Source organism: Leucobacter sp. Ag1 (genome assembly GCF_000980875.1).
GTDB classification, from domain to species: Bacteria; Actinomycetota; Actinomycetes; order Actinomycetales; family Microbacteriaceae; genus Leucobacter; species Leucobacter iarius.
This window is the reverse complement of sequence record NZ_LAYO01000106.1, coordinates 33,412-52,757: the sequence shown is the minus strand read 5'-3', so window position 1 is coordinate 52,757 and position 19,346 is coordinate 33,412. Positions and strand designations below refer to the sequence as shown.

Here is a 19,346-nt window from a genome sequence, read left to right as displayed (position 1 = left end):
CAGTATGCACTGCGGTTCTGGCACCGGCCTGGCACCCGGCGGGCACGCCCGCACGCACAGCGAAGCGCCGCGGGCCCGTCGGAACGGACCCGCGGCGCTTCGGCACCGGATCAGCGGCTCAGTCGCGAGGGCAGGAGCAGCGGTCGGCCTGGGCCACGCCCTCCAGCGCCTCCTCGATGTGCAGGCCGCACCCGGCCCAGGTGGTCTTGCCGCAGTCGGCGCAGCGCACGGGTGAGCACATGTGGTTCTCCTCGGTCGGTGTGGTGTCGTGAGCGGACGGATCAGGCCGCGGCGTCGGCCGCGCGCTCCGCCATCTCGACCACGTTCTTCAGCAGCAGGGCGCGAGTCATGGGGCCCACGCCGCCGGGGTTCGGCGAGATCCAGGCGGCGACCTCGGCCACGGCCGGGTCGACGTCGCCGACGACGCGGCTCTTGCCGGTCTCGGGATCGACCTTGCGCGAGACGCCCACGTCGAGCACGATCGCTCCCGGCTTGACGTCCTCGGCGCGCACGATGCCCTCGACGCCCGCGGCCGCGACGATCACGTCGGCCCGGCGCAGCTCGGCAGCCAGGTCCGCCGTGCCCGTGTGCGTGAGCGTGACGGTCGCGTTGAACTCGCGGCGGGTGAGCAGCGGCCCGATCGGACGGCCGACGGTCACGCCGCGGCCCACGACCACGACGTTCTTGCCCGCCCATGACAGGCCGTTGCGCTCGACCAGCTCGATCACGCCGCGCGGCGTGCACGGCAGCGGCGAGGTGATCTCGGTGTTGGCGTTCAGCACGAGGCGCCCGAGGTTGGTCGGGTGCAGCCCGTCGGCGTCCTTATCCGGGTCGATCTTCTCGAGGATCCGGTCGGTGTCGATGTGCTTCGGCAGCGGCAGCTGCACGATGTAGCCGGTGCAGGCCGGGTCGGCGTTGAGCGCGTCGAGCACCGCCTCCAGCTCCGCCTGCGTGACCGTGTCGGGCAGCTCGCGCTGGATCGACGCGATGCCGACCTCGGCGCAGTCGCGGTGCTTGCCCGCGACGTACCACTTCGAGCCGGGATCCTCGCCGACCAGCACGGTGGCGAGACCGGGGGTGACGCCGCGCTCGCGGAGCGCTGCGACGCGCCCCGCGAGCTCCTGCTTGATCGAAGCCGCAGCGGCGGTCCCGTCGAGCTTCTCAGCGGTCAAGGATCACCACTCCTCGAGGCCGGGGTACAGCGGGAACGCGTCGGCGAGCGCCGTCACGCGCGCCTTGAGCGCCTCGACGTCACCCGTCTGCTGCAGGGTGAGGGCGATGATGTCGGCCACCTCGGCGAACTCGACGTCGCCGAAGCCGCGGGTCGCGAGGGCGGGCGTGCCGATACGGAGGCCGCTGGTGACCATCGGCGGGCGCGGGTCGAAGGGTACCGCGTTGCGGTTGACGGTGATGCCGACGGCGTGCAGCGCGTCCTCCGCCTGCTGGCCGTCGAGCTCCGAGTTGCGCAGGTCGGCGAGCACGAGGTGCACGTCGGTGCCGCCGGTGAGCACGTCGACGCCCGCGGCCTTCGAGGCCTCGCTGGTGAGCGCGTCCGCGACGAGCTTCGCGCCCGAGAGGGTGCGCACCTGGCGCTCCTTGAACTCATCGGTCGCCGCGAGCTTGAACGCGGTCGCCTTCGCGGCGATCACGTGCATGAGCGGGCCGCCCTGCTGGCCGGGGAACACGTTCGAGTTGAGCTTCTTGAAGAGCTCGAGGTCGTTCGTGAGGATGAAGCCGGAGCGGGGACCGCCGATGGTCTTGTGCACGGTCGACGACACGACGTGCGCGTGCGGCACCGGGCTCGGGTAGAGGCCCGCGGCGACGAGGCCCGCGAAGTGAGCCATGTCGACCCAGAGGGTCGCGCCGACCTCGTCCGCGATCTCGCGGAACTTCGCGAAGTCGAGGGTGCGGGGGTACGCCGACCAGCCGGCGATGATGACCTTGGGCTTGTGCTCGAGCGCCTTCTCGCGCACGACGTCCATGTCGATGAGGAATGTCTCGGGGTCGACGCCGTAGTGCACGACGTTGTAGAGCTTGCCCGAGAAGTTCAGTTTCATGCCGTGGGTGAGGTGTCCGCCGTGGGACAGCTCGAGGCCGAGGATCGTGTCGCCCGGCTCCGCGATGGCCGACAGCACCGCGGCGTTGGCCGATGCGCCCGAGTGGGGCTGCACGTTCGCGTACTTCGCTCCGAACAGGCTCTTGGCGCGCTCGCGCGCGAGCTCCTCGGCGACGTCGACGAACTCGCAGCCGCCGTAGTAGCGGCGGCCCGGGTAGCCCTCGGCGTACTTGTTGGTGAGCACGGAGCCCTGGGACTCGAGCACCGCGCGGGGAACGAAGTTCTCGCTCGCGATCATCTCGAGCGTGCCGCGCTGGCGGCCGAGCTCGTTCTTCAGGACCTCCGCGATCTCGGGGTCGACGACCTCGAGCGGCTCGTTGAAGAAGGCTGACTGGTTCGACATCCGGTGTACTCCTCGGTGTTCTCGTTCCGCGCGCGCGGAAGACATCGGTTCGGTTTTTCGACCCAGGCGAGCGGCCGTTCCGAGAGGGGGTGTCGTTTCCCGATGGTGTCCCATCTGCACGCCAGTCACGACGTTCGACAGTGTAGCAATCCGGGCTCGGAACGGAACGCCGCCGGTCACACGCGGTCACCGGTGGAGCGCGGCCCGCGGACGGGTCCGCGGATCCAGTACCCTTGGACCCCGTGAACACGATCGCGACGGACTCCTCCGGCACCCAGTGGGTGCTCACCCTCAGCTGCATCGACGGACCGGGAATCGTGCACGCGATCAGCGGCGCGATCGTCGCGGCGGGCGGCAACATCGCTGAGAGCCAGCAGTTCGCGAGCCACGACACCGGTCGCTTCTTCATGCGCCTGCAGGTGGAGGCCGTGGCCCAGCCCGAGACCTTCGAGGCGCGCTTCGAGCAGGCGCTCGCGCCCGTGACCGAGCGCTACCACATGACCTGGCGCCTCGACGTGGTCGGGCGCCCCGTGCGCACCCTGATCCTCGCGTCGACCGCGACCCACTGCGTCAACGATCTGCTCTACCGCCAGCGCGGCGGCCAGCTGCCCATCGAGGTGCCGCTGATCCTGTCGAACCACGAGACCGTGCGAGACATCGCCGATTTCTACGGGGTGCCGTTCGAGCACCGCCCGGTCGCCGGCGCCGACGATAAGGCGGCGTTCGAGCGCCGCGTGCTCGAGGTCGTCGAGGAGCAGGACATCGAGCTCGTCGTGCTCGCCCGCTACATGCAGATCCTGTCGCCCGAGCTGTGCGAGGCGCTCGCGGGCCGCGCGATCAACATCCACCACTCGTTCCTGCCCGGCTTCAAGGGCGCGAACCCCTACCGTCAGGCGCACCAGCGCGGCGTGAAGCTGATCGGCGCGACCGCGCACTTCGTCACGACCGATCTCGACGAGGGCCCGATCATCGAGCAGGATGTCACCCGCGTCGACCACGCGTACTCCCCGCAGGAGCTCATGCAGCTCGGCCAGGACGGCGAGGCGCGCACGCTGCGCCGCGCGGTGACGTGGTTCGCCGAGAACCGGATCCTCGCCGACGGCGACCGCACCATCATCTTCCGCTAGGCGGGATCAGGCGTCGGCGCCGTCGCCTCGCAGCGACTCGAACTCCGCGCGGAAGCCGGTGAGCATGGCCCGCAGGCCGAACTCGAAGGAGGCGTCGGCCGTGCTCTGCCGCTTCGCGGCGAGCATCGCGGCACGGGCCCGGTAGACCGAGGTGAAGACCGGCACGTCCTCACGGGGGCCGGGATCGAGCATCTGCTCGTCGGCACCGAGGTCGAGCGCGGATCCCAGGATGAACGATTCGAGCGCGACGAGCAGGATCAGCACCCGCTCCTCGGGCCAACCGGCCCGCACGAGCGCACGGATCACGCCGTCGTACATGAGCGTCGTCGAGGATTCCTCGGCGAGCGGCAGCACGGCGAGCAGCGCGACGGTCGACGGATGCGCCGCGAACGTGTCGCGGTAGTGCCCCGACCACTCGACGAGCGCCTCGTCCCACGGGCTGCGATCAAACATGTCGAGCGGGATCCGGTCACTGATGAGCTCGCGCATCCCGGCGACCAGGTCGGGATACCCGTCGACGTGGTTGTAGAGCGCGGAGGGCTGCACGCCGAGCTCCTTCGCGACCGCCCGGATCCCGGCGGCCTCCGCTCCGCCGCGATCCACGAGGCGCAGCGCGGTCTCGAAGATGAGCCGACGCGAGAGGATCCCCTGCGCGGGACGACCCGCGCGACGGCGCGACGGCCCCGTACGCCCACCGGTGCCGGCGCGGTCGCCCTCGTCCGCGGTCGTCGTCATCTTCGCCTCCCCGGGTTCATCCTGGCCCTGGTCGAGCCGGATCGCAAAACTCATTCGCATCCGCACGGCATTCGTACTATTCTCTTGCCCAGCACTCAAACGAACCCTGTTCATTTTGGCACTACCGCTCGCGGCCCGCACCGCGCGTGCACCTCGAGCGGCCGGATCACCCCTCAGCAGCAAGGACGCAGCAGATGACGACCGTTTTCACCGGTGGCACCGTGATCATCGACCCGGCGCCAGCGACCGAACCTGCCGAGACGAGCGACGCGCTCGCCGTGCGCGACGGCCGCGTGGTCGCCCACGGAGCCGAGGCGCGCGCGCTCGCTCAGGAGCCCGGCACCGAGGTCGTCGACCTCGCCGGCGGCACCCTGGCCCCCGCGCTCGGCGACGGGCACGCCCACCCCGTGCTCGGCGGCCTCGAAGCGGCCGGGCCGGCCGTGCGCGCGGCGAGCGATCTCGACGGGATCCTCCGCGCCGTCGCCGAGTGGAAGGCCGAGAACCCCGAGGCCGAGTGGATCGTCGGCGCGAGCTACGACGCCACCTTCGCCCCCGGCGGCCGCTTCGATGCCCGCTGGCTCGACGAGGTCACGGGCGACACCCCGACCGTGCTGCGCGCTTGGGACTACCACACCGCCTGGGTGAACACCGCGGCCCTCGCGGCCGGCGGCATCACCGCCGACACTCCGGATCCGCACCTCGGCCGCATCGTGCGCCGCGAGGACGGGAGCCCGCTCGGCACCCTGCAGGAGGCGGCGGCCAACGACTTCCTCGCGAACGTGGTGCCCGGGTTCTCGCTCGAGGCCCGGGTCGACGCGATCGAGGCCGCGACCCGCTCCTACGCCGAGCAGGGCACCACGTGGATCCAGGACGCCTGGGTCGACGCGGGAGATGTCGAGACCTACCGCGCCGCAGTGCGCGAGGACCGCCTGCACACCCGGGTCAACCTGGCGCTGCGCGCCGACCCGATGCACTGGCGCGAGCAGCTCGACGAGTTCGCCGCGATCCGCGACGAGATCCGCGCACTCGCGCACCCGCGGCTGAGCGCCGAGACGATCAAGGTCTTCGTCGACGGTGTGATCGAGAACCACACGGCGGCGCTGACCGACCCCTACGCCGACCGCCCCGACGACCGCGGCCTGCCCAACTGGGATGAGGCCGAGCTGCGGGCGGCCACCGCCGCGTTCGACGCGCTCGGGTTCCAGCTGCACCTGCACGCGATCGGCGACGCCGCGGTGCGATCGGCGCTCGACGCGCTCGAGGCCGCGCAGGCGCGGGATCCGGCGCGCGAACGGCACCACGTGATCGCGCACGTCGCGATGCTCGCCCCCGGCGACGCCGAGCGCTTCGCCGCGATCGGGATCATCGCGAACTTCGAGCCCTACTGGGCGCAGTGCGACGCCGTGATGGAGTCGCTCACGATCCCGCACATCGGGCACGACCGCGAGGGCTGGCAGTACCTCATCGGCTCGGTGCTGCGCGGCGGCGCGACCGTCTCGTTCGGCAGCGACTGGCCCGTCACCACGAAGGACTGGCGCCCCGCGATCTCGACCGCGATCACCCGGCACAGCCACCTCGAACCCGACGCGGAATCGTGGCTGCCCGAGGAGCGCGTCTCCGCCGGGGAGGCGTACGCCGCCTACACCCGAGGGATCGCCCGCCAGGCGCTCGCGACCGACCGCGGCACCCTCGACGTCGGCATGACCGCCGACCTCGTCTGGCTCTCGGAGAACCCGCTCGCGGTCGACCCGAACCGGATCCCCGAGATCACGATCCGCGGCACGTGGCTCGCGGGTCGTGCGACCTTCGTGGGATCATCCTCCTAGGGCGCCCAGGCACCCCATCCGGACCTTTTCAAAGGAGAAAACCCGTGTCCGATCCAGCAACCGTGTCCACCAGCACAACGGGCGGCCCGCACCTCAAGCGCGCCCTCGGCCTGACCGGCCTCACGCTCTTCGGCGTGACCTACATGACGGTCATCACGGTGTTCACCACCTACGGCATCGTGAACCAGGTGACCGACGGCCACCTGCCCGCGGCCTACGTGGTCGCCGTCGTCACCATGCTCTTCACCGCGGCGAGCTACGGCGCCATGGTGCGCCGCTACCCGGTCGCGGGATCCGCGTACACCTACACCCAGCAGTCCTTCGGCGGGGCCATCGGCTTCCTCACCGGCTGGGTCATGCTGCTCGACTACCTCTTCATCCCGATGATCAACTTCATGCTCATCGGCATCTACCTGAACACGCAGTTCCCCGCGGTTCCGGTGTGGGTCTTCACCCTCGCGTCGCTGCTGCTCGTGCTGCTGTTCAACATCCTGGGCATCAACCTCGTCAACAAGGTGAACTTCGTGATCATCGCGCTGTCGGTGGTGCTCGTGGTCGTGTTCATGGCGCTCGCGTTCAAGGAGTACCTGGGCGGCGACCAGTCGGTCGGGCTCATCGATCCCTTCACCTTCGGCGAGGGCGGCATCGGCGCCATCGCGTCCGGCGCCGCGGTGCTCGCGCTCTCGTTCCTCGGCTTCGACGCGGTCTCGACCCTGTCCGAGGAAGCGAAGCGCCCCCGCAAGGACATCCCGCGCGCGATCCTGCTCTCGACCCTGGTCGGCGGCTTCTTCTTCATCCTCGTCTCGTGGTCGGGCGCGCTCGCCTTCAACCCGGACTGGTCGACCCTCAACAAGGAGCAGATCGACGCCGCCGGCACCACGGTCATGGACAGCTTCGGCGTCAGCTGGTTCACCGCGTTCTTCGTGGCGATCTACGTGGTCGGCGCGTTCGGCTCCGGCATGACCGGCCAGGTCTCCGTCTCGCGCATCCTCTACGCGATGGGCCGCGACGGCATGCTGCCGAAGCCGCTCGCGCGACTGCACCGCCGCTTCGGCACCCCGATCGTCGCCGCGTGCGTGGTCTCGATCTTCGCCCTGTCGGCACTGTTCCTGTCGCTCGACACCGTCGCGTTCATGATCAGCTTCGGCGCGCTGGCCGCGTTCGCCCTCGTGAACCTCTCGGTGATCCGCACCTACGTGTTCCCCAAGGGCGGCCGCCGCGAGCAGTTCGGATTCTGGAAGTGGATCCGCTACCTCGTGATGCCCGTGATCGGCTTCGTGCTGACCATCTGGCTGTGGACCTCGCTGCAGGCCCTCACCTGGCTCGTGGGCGCCATCTGGCTCGTGGTCGGCGTGATCATCATCGCGATCGTGACCGGCGGCTTCCGCAAGCCCGTGCCGAAGATGGACTTCTCGGAGGGAGAGCCGACCACCGAGCAGATCGACCAGCTCGGCGACGAGTTCCCGCTGGAGCCGAACCGCTAGGCGGTTCCGGACCCGTCATCCTGCGCGAATCGCACCTCCGTCATCCTGCGCGAGCTTGCGAGTCGCAGGATCCTGCGACTCCTCCGTCGCGCAGGATGACGGGATCCGCTGATCGAGCGAACGCGCCCGACCGGCGGGCGCGGTCGATCTACCGCAGGTGCTCCACGTCGCCAGCCGACACGACGAGTTCGCCGCCGGTCGGCAGATCGACCACGAGCGAGCCGTCATCCGACAGGGTGCGGGCTCGGCCGTCGATCACCCGATCGGCCAGGTGCACCCGCACCTCCGAACCGAGCGTGAGCGAGTGCCGCAGCACGCGCGCCCGCACGGCGCCGGGATCCTGCGAGGCACGTTCGACGAGGCGCAGCAGCCCGCCCGTCACCGCGGCGAGAATCTCGTCGGCGAGCTGCCGACCGGCGTCGCTGTCGAGCGATTCGGCGCCGCCCACGTCGGCGCCGGCCGCCAGCAGCGATGACGCCCGGTCGGTGGGCAGCTCCCACTCGGGGATCAGCAGGTTGAGTCCGGTGCCGACGATCACCGATCCGTCGGGCAGCATCTCGCAGAGGATCCCGCACAGCTTGCGTCCCGGGCGCCCCGCGATCGCGTCCTCCTCGTCGCGCACGTGCACGTCGTTCGGCCACTTCACGCCGACGCGCAGCCCCGAGTCCGCGGCGAAGCGGGCCTGCAGCGCGTCCGTCACCGCGGATCCGGCGATGAGCGGCGTCCAGCCCGGCCCGAGCGCGGCCGAGACCTCGCGGATCCCCGGGCCGCGCAGCAGCAGCGACGCCGCGATCGACGTGCCGGGCGGCGTGACCCAGCCGCGACCGAGACGCCCCCGCCCCGCCGTCTGATCGGTGGTCGCGAGCAACGTGCCGTTCGGGAGCCCCGGCTCGCTCGCCACGAGCTCGCGCAGTTCGGCGTTGGTCGAGGGCGACGACTCGCGCCACTCGACGCGGGGCAGCAGGGCGCGGGTGCGGGGCAGGTCCATGCGAACGAGCGTAGCGGCGCGGCCTCCTCACCGCCCGATGGAGGAATCCTCCAGCGGAATCGCCGGTTCCTTGAGAGCGCTCCTCCAACCTGCGGCATGGGTCGCGCGCTAGGCTGACACCCGTGACTGCAGAGAACGCCACCGAGACCACCGAGCCCTCGGCCGCCACGACCGCCTCGCGCATCGCGGACCACCGGCGCAAGTACCAGGAGGCCGTGGGCGACCGCGACGCCGCCGCAGCTGCGAAGCAGCACCCCCGCGGCAAGATGACGGCGCGCGAGCGCATCGCCGCGCTGCTCGATCCGGGCAGCTTCGTCGAGTTCGACAAGTACGTCAAGCACCGCACGCAGGGCTTCGGAATGGAGAACAGCCGCCCGTTCGGCGACTCCGTCGTCACCGGCGCGGGCACCATCCACGGCCGCCAGGTCGTCGTCTACTCGCAGGACTTCACGACCTTCGGCGGATCGCTCGGCGAGGTCGCCGGCGAGAAGATCGTCAAGGCGATGGAGTTCGCCCTCAAGACCGGCGCCCCCGTGCTCGGCATCCTCGACTCGGGCGGGGCCCGCATCCAGGAGGGCGTGGTCGCCCTCTCGAAGTACGCGAACATCTTCCGCCTGAACACCATGTGCTCGGGCGTCATCCCGCAGATCTCGATCGTCATGGGCCCGTCGGCCGGCGGCGCGGTCTACTCCCCCGCCCTCACCGACTTCGTGATCATGGTCGACCAGACCAGCCACATGTTCGTCACCGGCCCCGACGTCATCAAGACCGTCACGGGCGAGGAGGTCGGATTCGAGGAGCTGGGCGGCGCGCTCACGCACAACAAGACGAGCGGCGTCTCGCACTACCTCGCGAGCGACGAGCACGACGCGCTCGACTACGCGCGGTCGCTCATCAGCTACCTGCCCGACAACAACCTGGCCGAGGCCCCGGTCTACGACAGCGACACCGCGTTCGAGATCACCGACGTCGACCGCCGCCTCAACACGATCATCCCGGACAGCCCGAACCAGCCCTACGACATGAAGGTCGTCATCGAGGCGATCCTCGACTCGGGCGAGTTCCTCGAGGTGCAGCCGCTGTTCGCCCCCAACATGCTGATCGGCTTCGGCCGCGTCGAGGGCCGCACCGTCGGCATCGTCGCGAACCAGCCGGCGCAGATGGCAGGCACGCTCAACATCGACGCGAGCGAGAAGGCCGCCCGCTTCGTGCGGTTCTGCGACGCGTTCTCGATCCCGATCCTCACCCTCGTGGACGTGCCCGGCTACCTGCCCGGCACCGACCAGGAGCTGCAGGGCGTGATCCGCCGTGGGGCGAAGCTGCTCTACGCCTACGCCGAGGCGACCGTTCCCCTCGTCACGATCATCACGCGCAAGGCCTACGGCGGTGCGTACATCGTGATGGGCTCGAAGCAGATGGGCGCCGACTTCAACATCGCGTGGCCCACCGCCGAGATCGCCGTCATGGGCGGATCCGGCGCCGTCAACATCCTCTACCGCAAGGAGCTGGCCGCGGCCGCCGAGCGCGGCGAGGACGTCGAGGCGCTGCGTACCGAGCTGACCGCGAAGTACACGGCCGACGTGACGAGCCCGTTCCTCGCCGCCGAGCGCGGCGAGCTCGATAACGTGCTCGAGCCCGCGGGCACCCGCCTGGCGGTCATCAAGTCGCTCCGCGGACTGCGCGGCAAGCGCACCGAGCAGCCCGCCAAGAAGCACGGCAACATCCCGCTCTAGACCGAAGGACGACGTGAACGACGAACTGCTGCCGCCAGACGCTGCTGCCCGCGACGCCGCCAAGCGCGAGGAGATCGGCGCGCCCGATCCGACCCTGCACGGCGACGATTTCCGCTTCGTGACCCGCGACGTGCGCGATCACGAGCGCGCCGCGGTGATCGCGGTGCTGACCGAGTCGCGTGCCGAGGAGACCGCCCAGGTGAAGCGGGTCGCCCGCCGCGACCGCGAGCCCTGGGCCCGTTCCCAGCGGGTCCCCGAGGGGATCAGCGAGCTGCTGCACGAGGGCTGATCGAGACCGTGCCGAGCACCCCGGAGGACGCGCGAGCCGAGCTCGAGCGCGCCCTCGCGTCCGAGCTCGACATCTCGATCACCCCGCAAGCCCTCGAATCGGGACGGCCCGCGCGGCGATCGGCGGTCCTGATCCTGTTCGGCACCCTCGACGACGTGCCCTGCCGGGTGCCCGACCCCGCGGTGCCGCCGACCCTGGACGTGCTGCTGACGCGTCGCGCCGACGGCATGCGGCATCACGCGGGCCAGATCGCCTTCCCGGGCGGCGGAGTGGAGCCCGGCGACGCCGACCGCGCCGCGACGGCCCTGCGAGAGGCGTGGGAGGAGACCGGCCTCGACCCCGCGGGCGTCGACGTGCTCGGGACGCTCCCCGAGATCTGGGTACCGGTCAGCAGCAATCTCGTGACCCCGGTGGTCGGCTGGTGGCGTCTGCCGAGCGCGGTGGCGGCCGACCGCACGGAATCGGTCGAGGTGTTCCGCGTGCCCGTCGCCGAGCTGCTCGACCCGGCGGCCCGCGGCACCTCGGTGCTGCGCCGTGCGGGCGACGAGTTCCGCGGCGAGGCGTTCCGGCTCGACGAACGCTTCGGCGGCCGCGTGGTCTGGGGCTTCACCGGAATGCTGCTCGCCCGGCTCTTCGCCGAGGTCGGCTGGGGCGGCGACTGGGATCGCGGTCGCGAGTTCCCCGTCCTCCCGTAGTCGCGCAATCCCCGTGTTGACAACGCGGTCCAGTGGTCTTACCGTTGCCTAACGAAGGTTAGTTAGGTGGTTCGAAGATGACCCGATCCCAGATCATCGCAGCCGCGCGCGAGCGATTCGCCCGAGCCGGCTATGCGGAGACCTCCCTCAAGGAGATCGCCGCCGACGTCGGGATCAAGGCCCCGTCGATCTACGCGCACTTCTCCGGCAAGGAGGAGCTCTACGTGGAGGTCTACACCCGGTCCATCGCCGAGCACCGCGACTACTTCACCCGACTGCTCGCCGAATCGCGCGAGCTCGACCCGCTCGAACGGCTCCACAAGATCCTGACGGGGGTTCCCGCGTTCTACCAGGAACGCCCCGAACTCGTGGACTTCCATCTCCGGTCCATCACCGGCGGCATCCCCGCCGGCACCGATCCCTCCGGCGTCTTCCGCCGCTGGGACGAGGAGCTCGCCGAAGCCATCCGCGCCACCTACATCGAGGGACGCGATGCGGGCAGGTTCGCGCGCGTCGATCCCGACGCCTTCACCGCGCACTTCACCTGCCTGATGGACGGCCTGTTCCTGCAGCTCAAGCACTACGAACCCGTGCTCTACGCGGAGCACCTCACGCGCACCTGGGACCTGCTGGCCACCGCACTCGGCTTCGGGATCCCGGTTCAGGAGAACCGACCATGACTACTCCCCCGTCCACCGCACCAGAAGCGCCGCAGAGCAGCGGCCGCTCCGACTACGAGCAGGGCGTCGTCCCCGCCGAGGAGCGCAAGGGCTGGCTGCCCATCGCCGGCATCTGGATCGCCATCGGCATCGACCTCTCGGGCACCATCATGGGCGTCCAGCTCGGCGCCGGTCTCCCCTTCGGCGAGGCCCTCGCCGCGACGATCATCGGTTCGATCCTGCTGGGCGTACTGGCCATGGCCTGCACCTACGTGGGCGCGGCCACGGGCTTCACCAGCTCGGTCATCGCCCGCACCGTCTTCGGACGGGCCGGCGGTCGCGTGATCTCGATCGCGATGGCGATCTCGTCGCTCGGCTGGTTCGGCGTGCAGACCGGATTCTTCGCCGACAACGCCCGCATCGCGGTCGACGAGCTCCTGCACGTCGACGTCCCCGTGCAGGTGTTCACCGTGATCGGCGGCGCGCTCATGGTGCTGACCGCGCTCTGGGGCTACCGCTCGATCGAGCGCCTCAGCTCGTGGGCCGTCCCGCTGCTCATCGCACTGCTCGGCCTCGCCGTGGTGCTCGCCTTCGTGCAGTTCGGCAGCGGCCAGCTCTTCGCCGAGGTGACCCCGCAGTTCACCTTCGGCGGCGCGGTCTCGCTGGTCATGGGCATCTTCGTCTTCGGCGTCGTCATCTCGCCCGATATCGCGCGCTGGGCGCGCACCCCGAAGCACGCGATGGCGGCCGGGTTCATCGGCTTCTTCATCGGCAACTCGCTCATCGTGATCGTCGCCCTCGTGCTGTCGCGCGTGATGGGCGCCCAGGACCTCATGCGCATGTTCTTCATGCTCGGCCTCGGCGTGATCGCCGTCGTCGTGCTCACGCTCGCGCAGTGGACCACGAACACCAACAACCTCTACTCGGCGGCCCTCAACCTGTCGACGATCTTCACCCGGATGAGCCGCCGCACGCTGACCGTGATCGGCGGGATCGTGGCGATCGCCGCGGCCCTGTTCGGCATCTACGACGCGTTCATCCCGTTCATCTCGGTCATGGGCACGTTCATCGCCCCCTACGGCGGCGTGTACCTCGCCGAGTTCTTCGCCCGCCGTTCGAGCCGACTGCGTGCGGGCAGCGCGGCCGTGCCCGCCGTCGATCCGTGGGCCTTCGTCTCCTGGGCGATCGGCGGCCTCGTGGGCGTCTGCACCACGCAGCCGGGCAACGGGCTCGGCCTCGGGCTCTTCAGCCTGACCACGATCCCGGCGCTCGATGCGATCCTCGCGGCGTTCGTCGCGCACGCCCTCATCGGGCTCGTGCGGCGCGACCGCGGCACCGCCGCCGCGGACGACGCGGGCGACGCGGGCGACGCGGAGGCGCGCACCGCGAAGACCACCGGAATCACCGAGGCGACCGCGCCGGACCTGCACGCGGCCGCCGAGATCGCGAAGGGGATCGATCGATGACCGCGGCCCGCACCGGAACCGCCCTGACCCGCATCACCGAGGAGGACATCGACGCGATCGCGATCGGCGCCGCCGTGCTCGGCACGGGCGGCGGCGGCGACCCGCACGTCGGCGCGCTGCACGCGAAGCGCGCGATCCGCGAGCACGGCCCCGTGCCGGTCATCGCCGTCACCGACCTGGACGACGACGGGATCGTCGCGCCCGTCGGCATGATCGGCGCGCCCTCGGTCTCGATCGAGAAGATCGCCGCGGCCGAGGAGCTCGTCGCCGCCATCGACCTGCTCGAGCAGGGCACGGGGCAGCGCGTCGCGGCGATCATGCCGATCGAGATCGGCGGGGGCAACTCGCTGATCCCGATCGCGGCCGCCGCCGAGCGCGGACTGCCGATCGTCGACGGCGACGCCATGGGCCGCGCCTTCCCCGAGGCGCAGATGGTCACCTACCACCTCGCCGGCCTCGGCCCGGGCGCCACAGTGCTCGTCGACGCGCAGGGCAACGCCGTGCTCTCGCGACCGGTGAACTGCGCCTGGTCCGAGCGGCTCGCGCGCGTGCTGTCGTTCGAGATGGGCGGATCCGCCACCATGATCGACTACGCGTACCCGGGCTCCGTGGTGCGCGACGTCGCGATCCCCGGAACGCTGAGCACCGCGCGCCGCATCGGCGAGCTGCTGCTCGGCTCCGAGCTGCGCGACGAGGAGCGCATCGGCCGCATGCTCGACGAGCTCGGCGGCACCCGCCTGTTCGACGGCAAGGTGAGCGAGATCGAGCGCGCCGTCTCGGGCGGCTTCACCCGGGGCCGTGCGATCCTCGCCGGGACCGGGGACGATCGAGGCGCGGGCTTCGAGCTCGATTTCCAGAACGAGATGCTGCTCGGCCGCCGCGACGGCGTGCTCGCCGCGGTCACCCCCGACCTCATCGCAGTGCTCGATCAGTCGACCGGGCACCCCATCACTACCGAGACGCTGCGCTACGGCGCCCGCGTCACCGTCGTGGCGTTCCCGTGCCACCCGCAGTGGCGCACCGAGATCGGGCTCGCGACCGCGGGTCCGCAGTACTTCGGCTACGACGTCGCGTACGAGCCGATCGAGGAGCTCGCGCTGCGGGCCGAGGAGGCCCGCGCATGAGCTACCGGATCGGGATCGACGTCGGCGGCACCAACACCGACGCCGTCGTGCTGGACGAGCGGCTGGAGGTCGTCGCCTCGATCAAGTCGCCGACCGAGGCCGACTCGGGCGACGGCGTCGCCCGAGCGATCGACCGCGTGCTGGAGGCTTCGGGGATCCCGGCGTCCGAGGTGCGTGCGGCGATGCTCGGCACCACCCACTGCACCAACGCGATCGTCGAGCGTCGCGGACTCGGCCGGGTCGGGGTCCTCCGCATCGGCGGCCCCGCGACCACGGCCGTGCCGCCGTTCGAGGGCTGGCCTCGGGAACTGCGCGACGCCGTCGCGGGCCCGGCCTTCGTGATCGCCGGCGGCAACGAGTTCGACGGACGGGAGATCAGCGCGCTCGACGAGGCCGCCGTGCGGGCCGCCTGCGCCGAGATGCGCGGGGCCGTCGACGCGGTCGCCGTGGTCGGCGTCTTCTCCCCCGTCGCCGACGCGCACGAACTGCGCGCGGCCGAGATCGCCGAGGAGGAGCTCGGGCTGCCCGTCTCCCGTTCGGCCGAGATCGGATCCATCGGGCTCCTGGAGCGCGAGAACGCCACGATCCTGAACGCGGCGCTCGTGCGTACGCTCGGCCGCATGGCCGACGGATTCCGCGAGTCGCTCGATGCGCACGGGATCGACGCCGACATCTACTTCGGCCAGAACGACGGCACGCTCATGCGACTCGACTTCGCGCTGCGGTTCCCCGTGCTGACCATCGGCTGCGGGCCGACCAACTCGATCCGCGGTGCCGCGCACCTCAGCGGAGTGGGCGACGCGCTCGTGGTCGACATCGGCGGCACCACGACCGACATCGGCGTGCTCGTCGGCGGCTTCCCCCGCCAGTCGGCGCACGCGGCCGAGATCGGCGGGATCCGCACCAACTTCCGCATGCCCGACGTGCTCTCGGTCGGGCTCGGCGGCGGAACCGTCGTGCGCGGCACCGGTGGGACCGGGGCCTCCGGCACGGACCCCATCGTGCTCGGTCCCGACAGCGTCGGCTTCCGCATCACGAGCGAGGCGCTCGTGTTCGGCGGGGGCACGCTGACCACGACCGACATCGCGGTCGCGGGCGGGCGCCTCGAGATCACCGGCGGACGTCCGGTCTCCGTCGAGCCGCGGCTGCGCGAGGCGAGTGAGGCCGCGATCCGCGCGCTGCTCGAGGAGTCGATCGACCGCATGAAGCCGAGCGCGGCCCCCGTGCCCATCGTGCTCGTCGGCGGCGGATCCGTGATCTCCCCCGATGGCCTCGCAGGCGTCTCCGCGGTGATCCGGCCCGACCACGCGGGCGCGGCGAACGCCGTGGGCGCGGCCCTCGGCGACGTCGCCGGACAGGCGGAACGGGTGTTCTCGCTGCGCGAGACCTCCCGCCAGGAGGCCGTGGACGCCGTCCGCGCCGAGGCGGTCGAGCGCGCCGTCGCGGCCGGGGCGGCCGCCGAGACGGTCGAGGTGCTCGCGCTGGAGGAGCTGCCCGTCGCCTACATGGAGGACACCGTGATCGTCCGCGCCCGCGCGGCCGGGCGGCTCGTCTGATCCCGAGCCGTCATCCAGCGCGGCAAGCCCCGTCATCCTGCGCGGCAAGCCCCGCCATCCTGCGCGGCAAGCCCCGTCATCCTGCGCGACGAAGGAGTCGCAGGATCTCGATCCTGCGACTCGCAGGCTCGCGCAGGATGACGGGGTCGATCCGACTCAGCCGGCGGGACGCTCCGCCGGGGCCCGGAACGCCTCGCGCATGTGGTCGCTCGTGAGGAAGTCGGCGATCCCGATCATGATGAGGCTGAAGACGATCTGCTCGGTGACCATCCAGGTCGGGTAGAGTCCGGGGATCGCCGCCATCACGAGCGTGATCACGGGGAAGATCTGCGCGAACAGCCGCAGGCGCTGATACGCCCAGCGCCAGCCGAGCGATGCGCGCCAGGCGAAGTAGAAGAGCGTCGCGGTCATGCCGAGCACCACGAGCGTGCGCATCCAGACGGCGAACGGCACCTGCTCGCCGTTGCCCGCCAGCAGCAGCGCGACGACGACCGCGCCGACGCCGATCAGGAGCTCGACGGCGAGCAGCCAACCGATCCATCGGAATGCGCGCCGCGTGCGCGGGTGCGCGGACATCTGCTCGGGGATCAGCTCGCCGGACTTCCGGCCTCCGGCGAGGCGGTCGAGGCGACGGAACAGTGATTCGAGGGGCACGTTCGAAGCGTACTCCGACTCGTTTCACCAGTGTTCATCCGGCGGCGAAGTCGCGAACCGCCGAGTTCGCCCGGCCCGCTCGACGGATCCCCCGCGACGCGTCGTTCGGGCCGTGATCCGGGGTTTTCCCCACCGGGCCGACAGGTGGACGGGCGGGCGGCACCCGAGCCGACGCGCGTCGGCGGTGAACCCGCGGTTGCCCCGCGCGGAAGCGCGAGTGGCCGCCTGGCGTGTCGCTGCGCGTGCACCGGCGGCTTCCCAGACTGGTGTGCGGCCGCGCACCTCCCCCCTCGCCCGGCCAGCCGAACTCCCCCACCCGATCCCCCACTCTTTGGAGAGAACCACTGTGAGGAAACACGCGGTCGCGGCCTCAGCCGCCGCAGTCCTGCTCGGAATCACCGGCGTGAGCGCCGGAACCGCCGCCAGCGCGACCCCCACCGATCCCCCGGCGCAGACCGCTGCGCCGCGCACCCCGAAGACGCTGGTGATCGGCGTCGACGGCGCCTCCTACGACGTCCTGGCGCAGGCCGAGACGCCCGCGATCCACGCGCTGCAGCAGGGCGGCCTCACCGCGACGAGCAACCTGCCGGCGTCCCCGATGGCCCCCACCGTCTCGGGCGCGGGCTGGTCGACCATCGCGACCGGCGTCTGGCCCGACAAGCACCGGGTGACCGACAACAACTTCACGAACCCCAACTACGCGCAGTTCCCCGACTACCTCACGCGGATCGAACGGGCCGCGCCGCAACGCAGCACCCTGGTCGTCGGCACCTGGGGCCCGATCTCGACCACCGTCTTCGGGTCCGCCGTCGACGAGCGGATCCAGGGCAAGGACGACGCCGACACCACCGCGAAGACCATCGATCGGCTGTCGAAGGGCAACCCCGACGACGTGTTCGTGCACCTCGACGAGGTCGACGGCGCCGGGCACAGCACGGGATCCTCCTCCGCCGCCTACCGGACCGCGCTGCAGACCGCGGACCAGCAGATCGCCAAGATCGTCGGCGCCGTCGAGCAGCGCCCCGGGTACGCGAACGAGGACTGGCTGATCGTCGTCACCGCCGACCACGGGCACACCCCGACCGGCGGCCACGGCGGGGCTTCGCGCCTCGAGCGCAAGACCTTCGTGATCGCGAAGGGGTCGGAGTTCCCCGCCGGCACCGTCCGCGACGACGTCAAGATCGCCGACATCGCACCGACCGTTCTCGCGCACGACGGCATCGCCCGGGACTCCACCTGGGAGCTCGACGGCGAGGCCGTGACCGACATCGTTCCCGACGCTTTCGACGCGCTCCGCCCGAAGCTGCGGGGCGCCGTCGACGAGAAGGGTCTCGTCGGGATCACCGGCTGGACGAACGAGGCGCCCGAGGGGTGGACCGTCGACAACTCGAAGATGCCCACCGGCGGATCGACCGAGTTCCGCGGCTGGACGTTCATGACCGACGACTTCTTCTCGAACGCGGAGCTCGGGCAGCACCGCGAGAACAACGTGCGCTCGCGGAACGTGTTCGCCGTCGCCGACTCCGACGAGTGGGACGACGTGAGCCCGAAGAGCAGCCGCAACTTCGACTCCACGCTCGTCACCCCCGAGTACCCGCTCAACGGCGCGGCCACGGTCGATATCTCCTTCGTATCGGACTACGCGGTCGATGATCCCCAGGGCGCCGGCGTGCGCGTGAGCTTCGACGAGGCCTCCGGCCTGCAGCCGCAGAAGCTCGTCGACTACCCCGCCAACGGCACCCGCGCGAACCCGGTGAACCAGGTCGAGCACTTCAGCTACGAGCTGCCCCGCGACGCGAAGGGGCAGCTGCCGAAGAGCATCCGCCTGAACTTCTCGTACAGCGGCATCAACAGCGCGTTCTGGGTCATCGACCAGGTGCGCGTCTCGCAGCCCGACGCTCCGACTCCCGACCCCGCCGCGATCTCGGTCTCGGCCCCCTCGGTCGTCGCCGGAGGCACCGCGACCGTGTCCGGTACCGGTTTCGAGGCGGGCGAGCGGCTCGCACTCGAGCTGCACTCCACCCCCGTCCCGCTCGGCACCGTGACCGCGGGAACCGACGGTTCCTTCTCGCAGGCCGTCACGATTCCCGCCGGGACCGCCGCGGGCCAGCACGCGCTCGTCGCGAAGCGGGCCGACGGATCCGAGGTGTCGATCCCGCTCTCCGTCACCGCGGCGCCGAGCACCGGCTCGGACGGCACCGGGTCCAGCACCGCAGGGTCCGGCGCGAACGGCGGCAGCACCGCCTCCGGCAACGGCACCACCGCGGGCGGCACGAGCGCAGCCTCGGGCGCGAGCACCGCCTCCGGCAACGGCACCGCCGCGGGCACGGGAACCGCCGGCGCGGGCGCGAACGGTTCGGGCGCGGGCGCGAACGGCGGCACCGGCGCGACGGGCGACGGTCTCGCCGTCACCGGCGCCGAGGATCCCTCCGCGGCCGCGATCCTCGCCGGCTCGCTCCTCGCGCTCGCGGGTGCGGGCGTCGCCCTCGGCGCTCGCAGCGTGCGCCGAGCACGCCGCACCGCCGCATAGGCCGAGGCCCCGAGGTCTCTC

At 71.1% G+C, this 19,346-nt stretch carries 17 protein-coding genes and 1 riboswitch; of the genes, 11 read left to right on the top strand and 6 right to left on the bottom strand.

What is annotated here, in order from left to right; genetic code table 11:
* Nucleotides 1-118 precede the first annotated feature (118 nt).
* The 3 genes from XM48_RS18610 to glyA are packed head-to-tail and all read right to left on the bottom strand — an operon-like array spanning nt 119 to nt 2,459.
* Entirely contained in the window at nt 119-241 is a 123-nt protein-coding gene (locus XM48_RS18610) for a hypothetical protein (protein ID WP_255350870.1), read from the bottom strand.
* A gap of 40 nt (nt 242-281) precedes the next feature.
* Nucleotides 282-1,172 (bottom strand): bifunctional methylenetetrahydrofolate dehydrogenase/methenyltetrahydrofolate cyclohydrolase, encoded by an 891-nt coding sequence (locus tag XM48_RS13015; protein WP_046456262.1) that lies wholly within the window; start codon nt 1,170-1,172, stop codon nt 282-284.
* Nucleotides 1,173-1,175: 3 nt separating this feature from the next.
* Nucleotides 1,176-2,459: a serine hydroxymethyltransferase gene (gene glyA, locus XM48_RS13010; protein WP_046456261.1), complete on the bottom strand. Its 1,284-nt coding sequence runs from the start codon at nt 2,457-2,459 to the stop codon at nt 1,176-1,178.
* A gap of 53 nt (nt 2,460-2,512) precedes the next feature.
* Nucleotides 2,513-2,598: riboswitch (ZMP/ZTP riboswitch) on the bottom strand.
* Nucleotides 2,599-2,701: 103 nt separating this feature from the next.
* On the opposite strand from glyA, the gene purU reads away from it, so the two are divergent.
* The gene (gene purU, locus XM48_RS13005; protein WP_084821177.1) at nt 2,702-3,586 is read left to right on the top strand and encodes a formyltetrahydrofolate deformylase; all 885 of its coding nucleotides are present in this window, start codon (nt 2,702-2,704) and stop codon (nt 3,584-3,586) included.
* 6 nt (nt 3,587-3,592) lie between these two features.
* On the opposite strand, the gene XM48_RS13000 is transcribed toward purU, so the two are convergent.
* On the bottom strand, nt 3,593-4,321 hold the full coding sequence (locus XM48_RS13000) for a TetR/AcrR family transcriptional regulator C-terminal domain-containing protein (RefSeq protein WP_046456308.1): 729 nt from the start codon (nt 4,319-4,321) through the stop codon (nt 3,593-3,595).
* A gap of 194 nt (nt 4,322-4,515) precedes the next feature.
* Between XM48_RS13000 and XM48_RS12995 the strand changes: the two genes are divergently transcribed.
* Both XM48_RS12995 and XM48_RS12990 read left to right on the top strand, forming a co-directional pair.
* Nucleotides 4,516-6,147 (top strand): amidohydrolase, encoded by a 1,632-nt coding sequence (locus XM48_RS12995; protein WP_046456260.1) that lies wholly within the window; start codon nt 4,516-4,518, stop codon nt 6,145-6,147.
* A gap of 44 nt (nt 6,148-6,191) precedes the next feature.
* Nucleotides 6,192-7,631 carry an APC family permease gene (locus tag XM48_RS12990; RefSeq protein ID WP_046456259.1) on the top strand — a complete coding sequence of 480 codons (1,440 nt, stop codon included), beginning with the start codon at nt 6,192-6,194 and terminating at the stop codon, nt 7,629-7,631.
* A 148-nt stretch (nt 7,632-7,779) separates the two neighbouring features.
* Here the strand turns inward: XM48_RS12990 and XM48_RS12985 are convergent, their stop codons facing one another.
* A complete protein-coding gene (locus XM48_RS12985; RefSeq protein ID WP_046456258.1) occupies nt 7,780-8,619 on the bottom strand; it encodes a biotin--[acetyl-CoA-carboxylase] ligase in 840 nt (279 codons plus the stop codon).
* Between the two features lie 122 nt (nt 8,620-8,741).
* Here XM48_RS12985 and XM48_RS12980 point away from each other — a divergent pair, with 122 nt between their 5' ends.
* The 7 genes from XM48_RS12980 (at nt 8,742) to XM48_RS12950 (ending at nt 16,141) form a co-directional block, all read left to right on the top strand.
* Nucleotides 8,742-10,352: an acyl-CoA carboxylase subunit beta gene (locus tag XM48_RS12980; RefSeq protein ID WP_046456257.1), complete on the top strand. Its 1,611-nt coding sequence runs from the start codon at nt 8,742-8,744 to the stop codon at nt 10,350-10,352.
* Between the two features lie 13 nt (nt 10,353-10,365).
* Nucleotides 10,366-10,641, top strand: coding sequence for a hypothetical protein (locus XM48_RS12975; RefSeq protein WP_046456256.1), 276 nt, complete (start codon nt 10,366-10,368; stop codon nt 10,639-10,641).
* 8 nt (nt 10,642-10,649) lie between these two features.
* A complete protein-coding gene (locus XM48_RS12970) occupies nt 10,650-11,336 on the top strand; it encodes a CoA pyrophosphatase (protein ID WP_046456255.1) in 687 nt (228 codons plus the stop codon).
* A 77-nt stretch (nt 11,337-11,413) separates the two neighbouring features.
* The gene (locus XM48_RS12965; protein WP_046456254.1) at nt 11,414-12,016 is read left to right on the top strand and encodes a TetR/AcrR family transcriptional regulator; all 603 of its coding nucleotides are present in this window, start codon (nt 11,414-11,416) and stop codon (nt 12,014-12,016) included.
* Nucleotides 12,013-13,461: a cytosine permease gene (locus XM48_RS12960; RefSeq protein WP_084821171.1), complete on the top strand. Its 1,449-nt coding sequence runs from the start codon at nt 12,013-12,015 to the stop codon at nt 13,459-13,461. The genes XM48_RS12965 and XM48_RS12960 overlap by 4 nt, the downstream gene beginning before the upstream one ends.
* Nucleotides 13,458-14,585 (top strand): DUF917 domain-containing protein, encoded by a 1,128-nt coding sequence (locus XM48_RS12955; RefSeq protein WP_046456253.1) that lies wholly within the window; start codon nt 13,458-13,460, stop codon nt 14,583-14,585. The genes XM48_RS12960 and XM48_RS12955 overlap by 4 nt, the downstream gene beginning before the upstream one ends.
* Nucleotides 14,582-16,141: a hydantoinase/oxoprolinase N-terminal domain-containing protein gene (locus XM48_RS12950; protein WP_046456252.1), complete on the top strand. Its 1,560-nt coding sequence runs from the start codon at nt 14,582-14,584 to the stop codon at nt 16,139-16,141. Before XM48_RS12955 ends, XM48_RS12950 begins: the two co-directional genes overlap by 4 nt.
* A 156-nt stretch (nt 16,142-16,297) precedes the next feature.
* On the opposite strand, the gene XM48_RS12945 is transcribed toward XM48_RS12950, so the two are convergent.
* The gene (locus tag XM48_RS12945; RefSeq protein ID WP_046456251.1) at nt 16,298-16,795 is read right to left on the bottom strand and encodes a hypothetical protein; all 498 of its coding nucleotides are present in this window, start codon (nt 16,793-16,795) and stop codon (nt 16,298-16,300) included.
* A gap of 403 nt (nt 16,796-17,198) precedes the next feature.
* Here XM48_RS12945 and XM48_RS12940 point away from each other — a divergent pair, with 403 nt between their 5' ends.
* Complete coding sequence (locus tag XM48_RS12940) at nt 17,199-19,325, top strand: alkaline phosphatase family protein (RefSeq protein WP_197074210.1); 2,127 nt, start codon at nt 17,199-17,201, stop codon at nt 19,323-19,325.
* Nucleotides 19,326-19,346: the final 21 nt, after the last annotated feature.

Bases quoted from the DNA above. Each gene is read 5' to 3' on its own strand.
- XM48_RS18610 (WP_255350870.1), bottom strand. From the start codon at position 241: ATGTGCTCACCCGTGCGCTGCGCCGACTGCGGCAAGACCACCTGGGCC.
- glyA (WP_046456261.1), bottom strand. From the start codon at position 2,459: ATGTCGAACCAGTCAGCCTTCTTCAACGAGCCGCTCGAGGTCGTCGAC.
- XM48_RS13000 (WP_046456308.1), bottom strand. From the start codon at position 4,321: ATGACGACGACCGCGGACGAGGGCGACCGCGCCGGCACCGGTGGGCGT.
- XM48_RS12995 (WP_046456260.1), top strand. From the start codon at position 4,516: ATGACGACCGTTTTCACCGGTGGCACCGTGATCATCGACCCGGCGCCA.
- XM48_RS12985 (WP_046456258.1), bottom strand. From the start codon at position 8,619: ATGGACCTGCCCCGCACCCGCGCCCTGCTGCCCCGCGTCGAGTGGCGC.
- XM48_RS12965 (WP_046456254.1), top strand. From the start codon at position 11,414: ATGACCCGATCCCAGATCATCGCAGCCGCGCGCGAGCGATTCGCCCGA.
- XM48_RS12960 (WP_084821171.1), top strand. From the start codon at position 12,013: ATGACTACTCCCCCGTCCACCGCACCAGAAGCGCCGCAGAGCAGCGGC.
- XM48_RS12955 (WP_046456253.1), top strand. From the start codon at position 13,458: ATGACCGCGGCCCGCACCGGAACCGCCCTGACCCGCATCACCGAGGAG.
- XM48_RS12950 (WP_046456252.1), top strand. From the start codon at position 14,582: ATGAGCTACCGGATCGGGATCGACGTCGGCGGCACCAACACCGACGCC.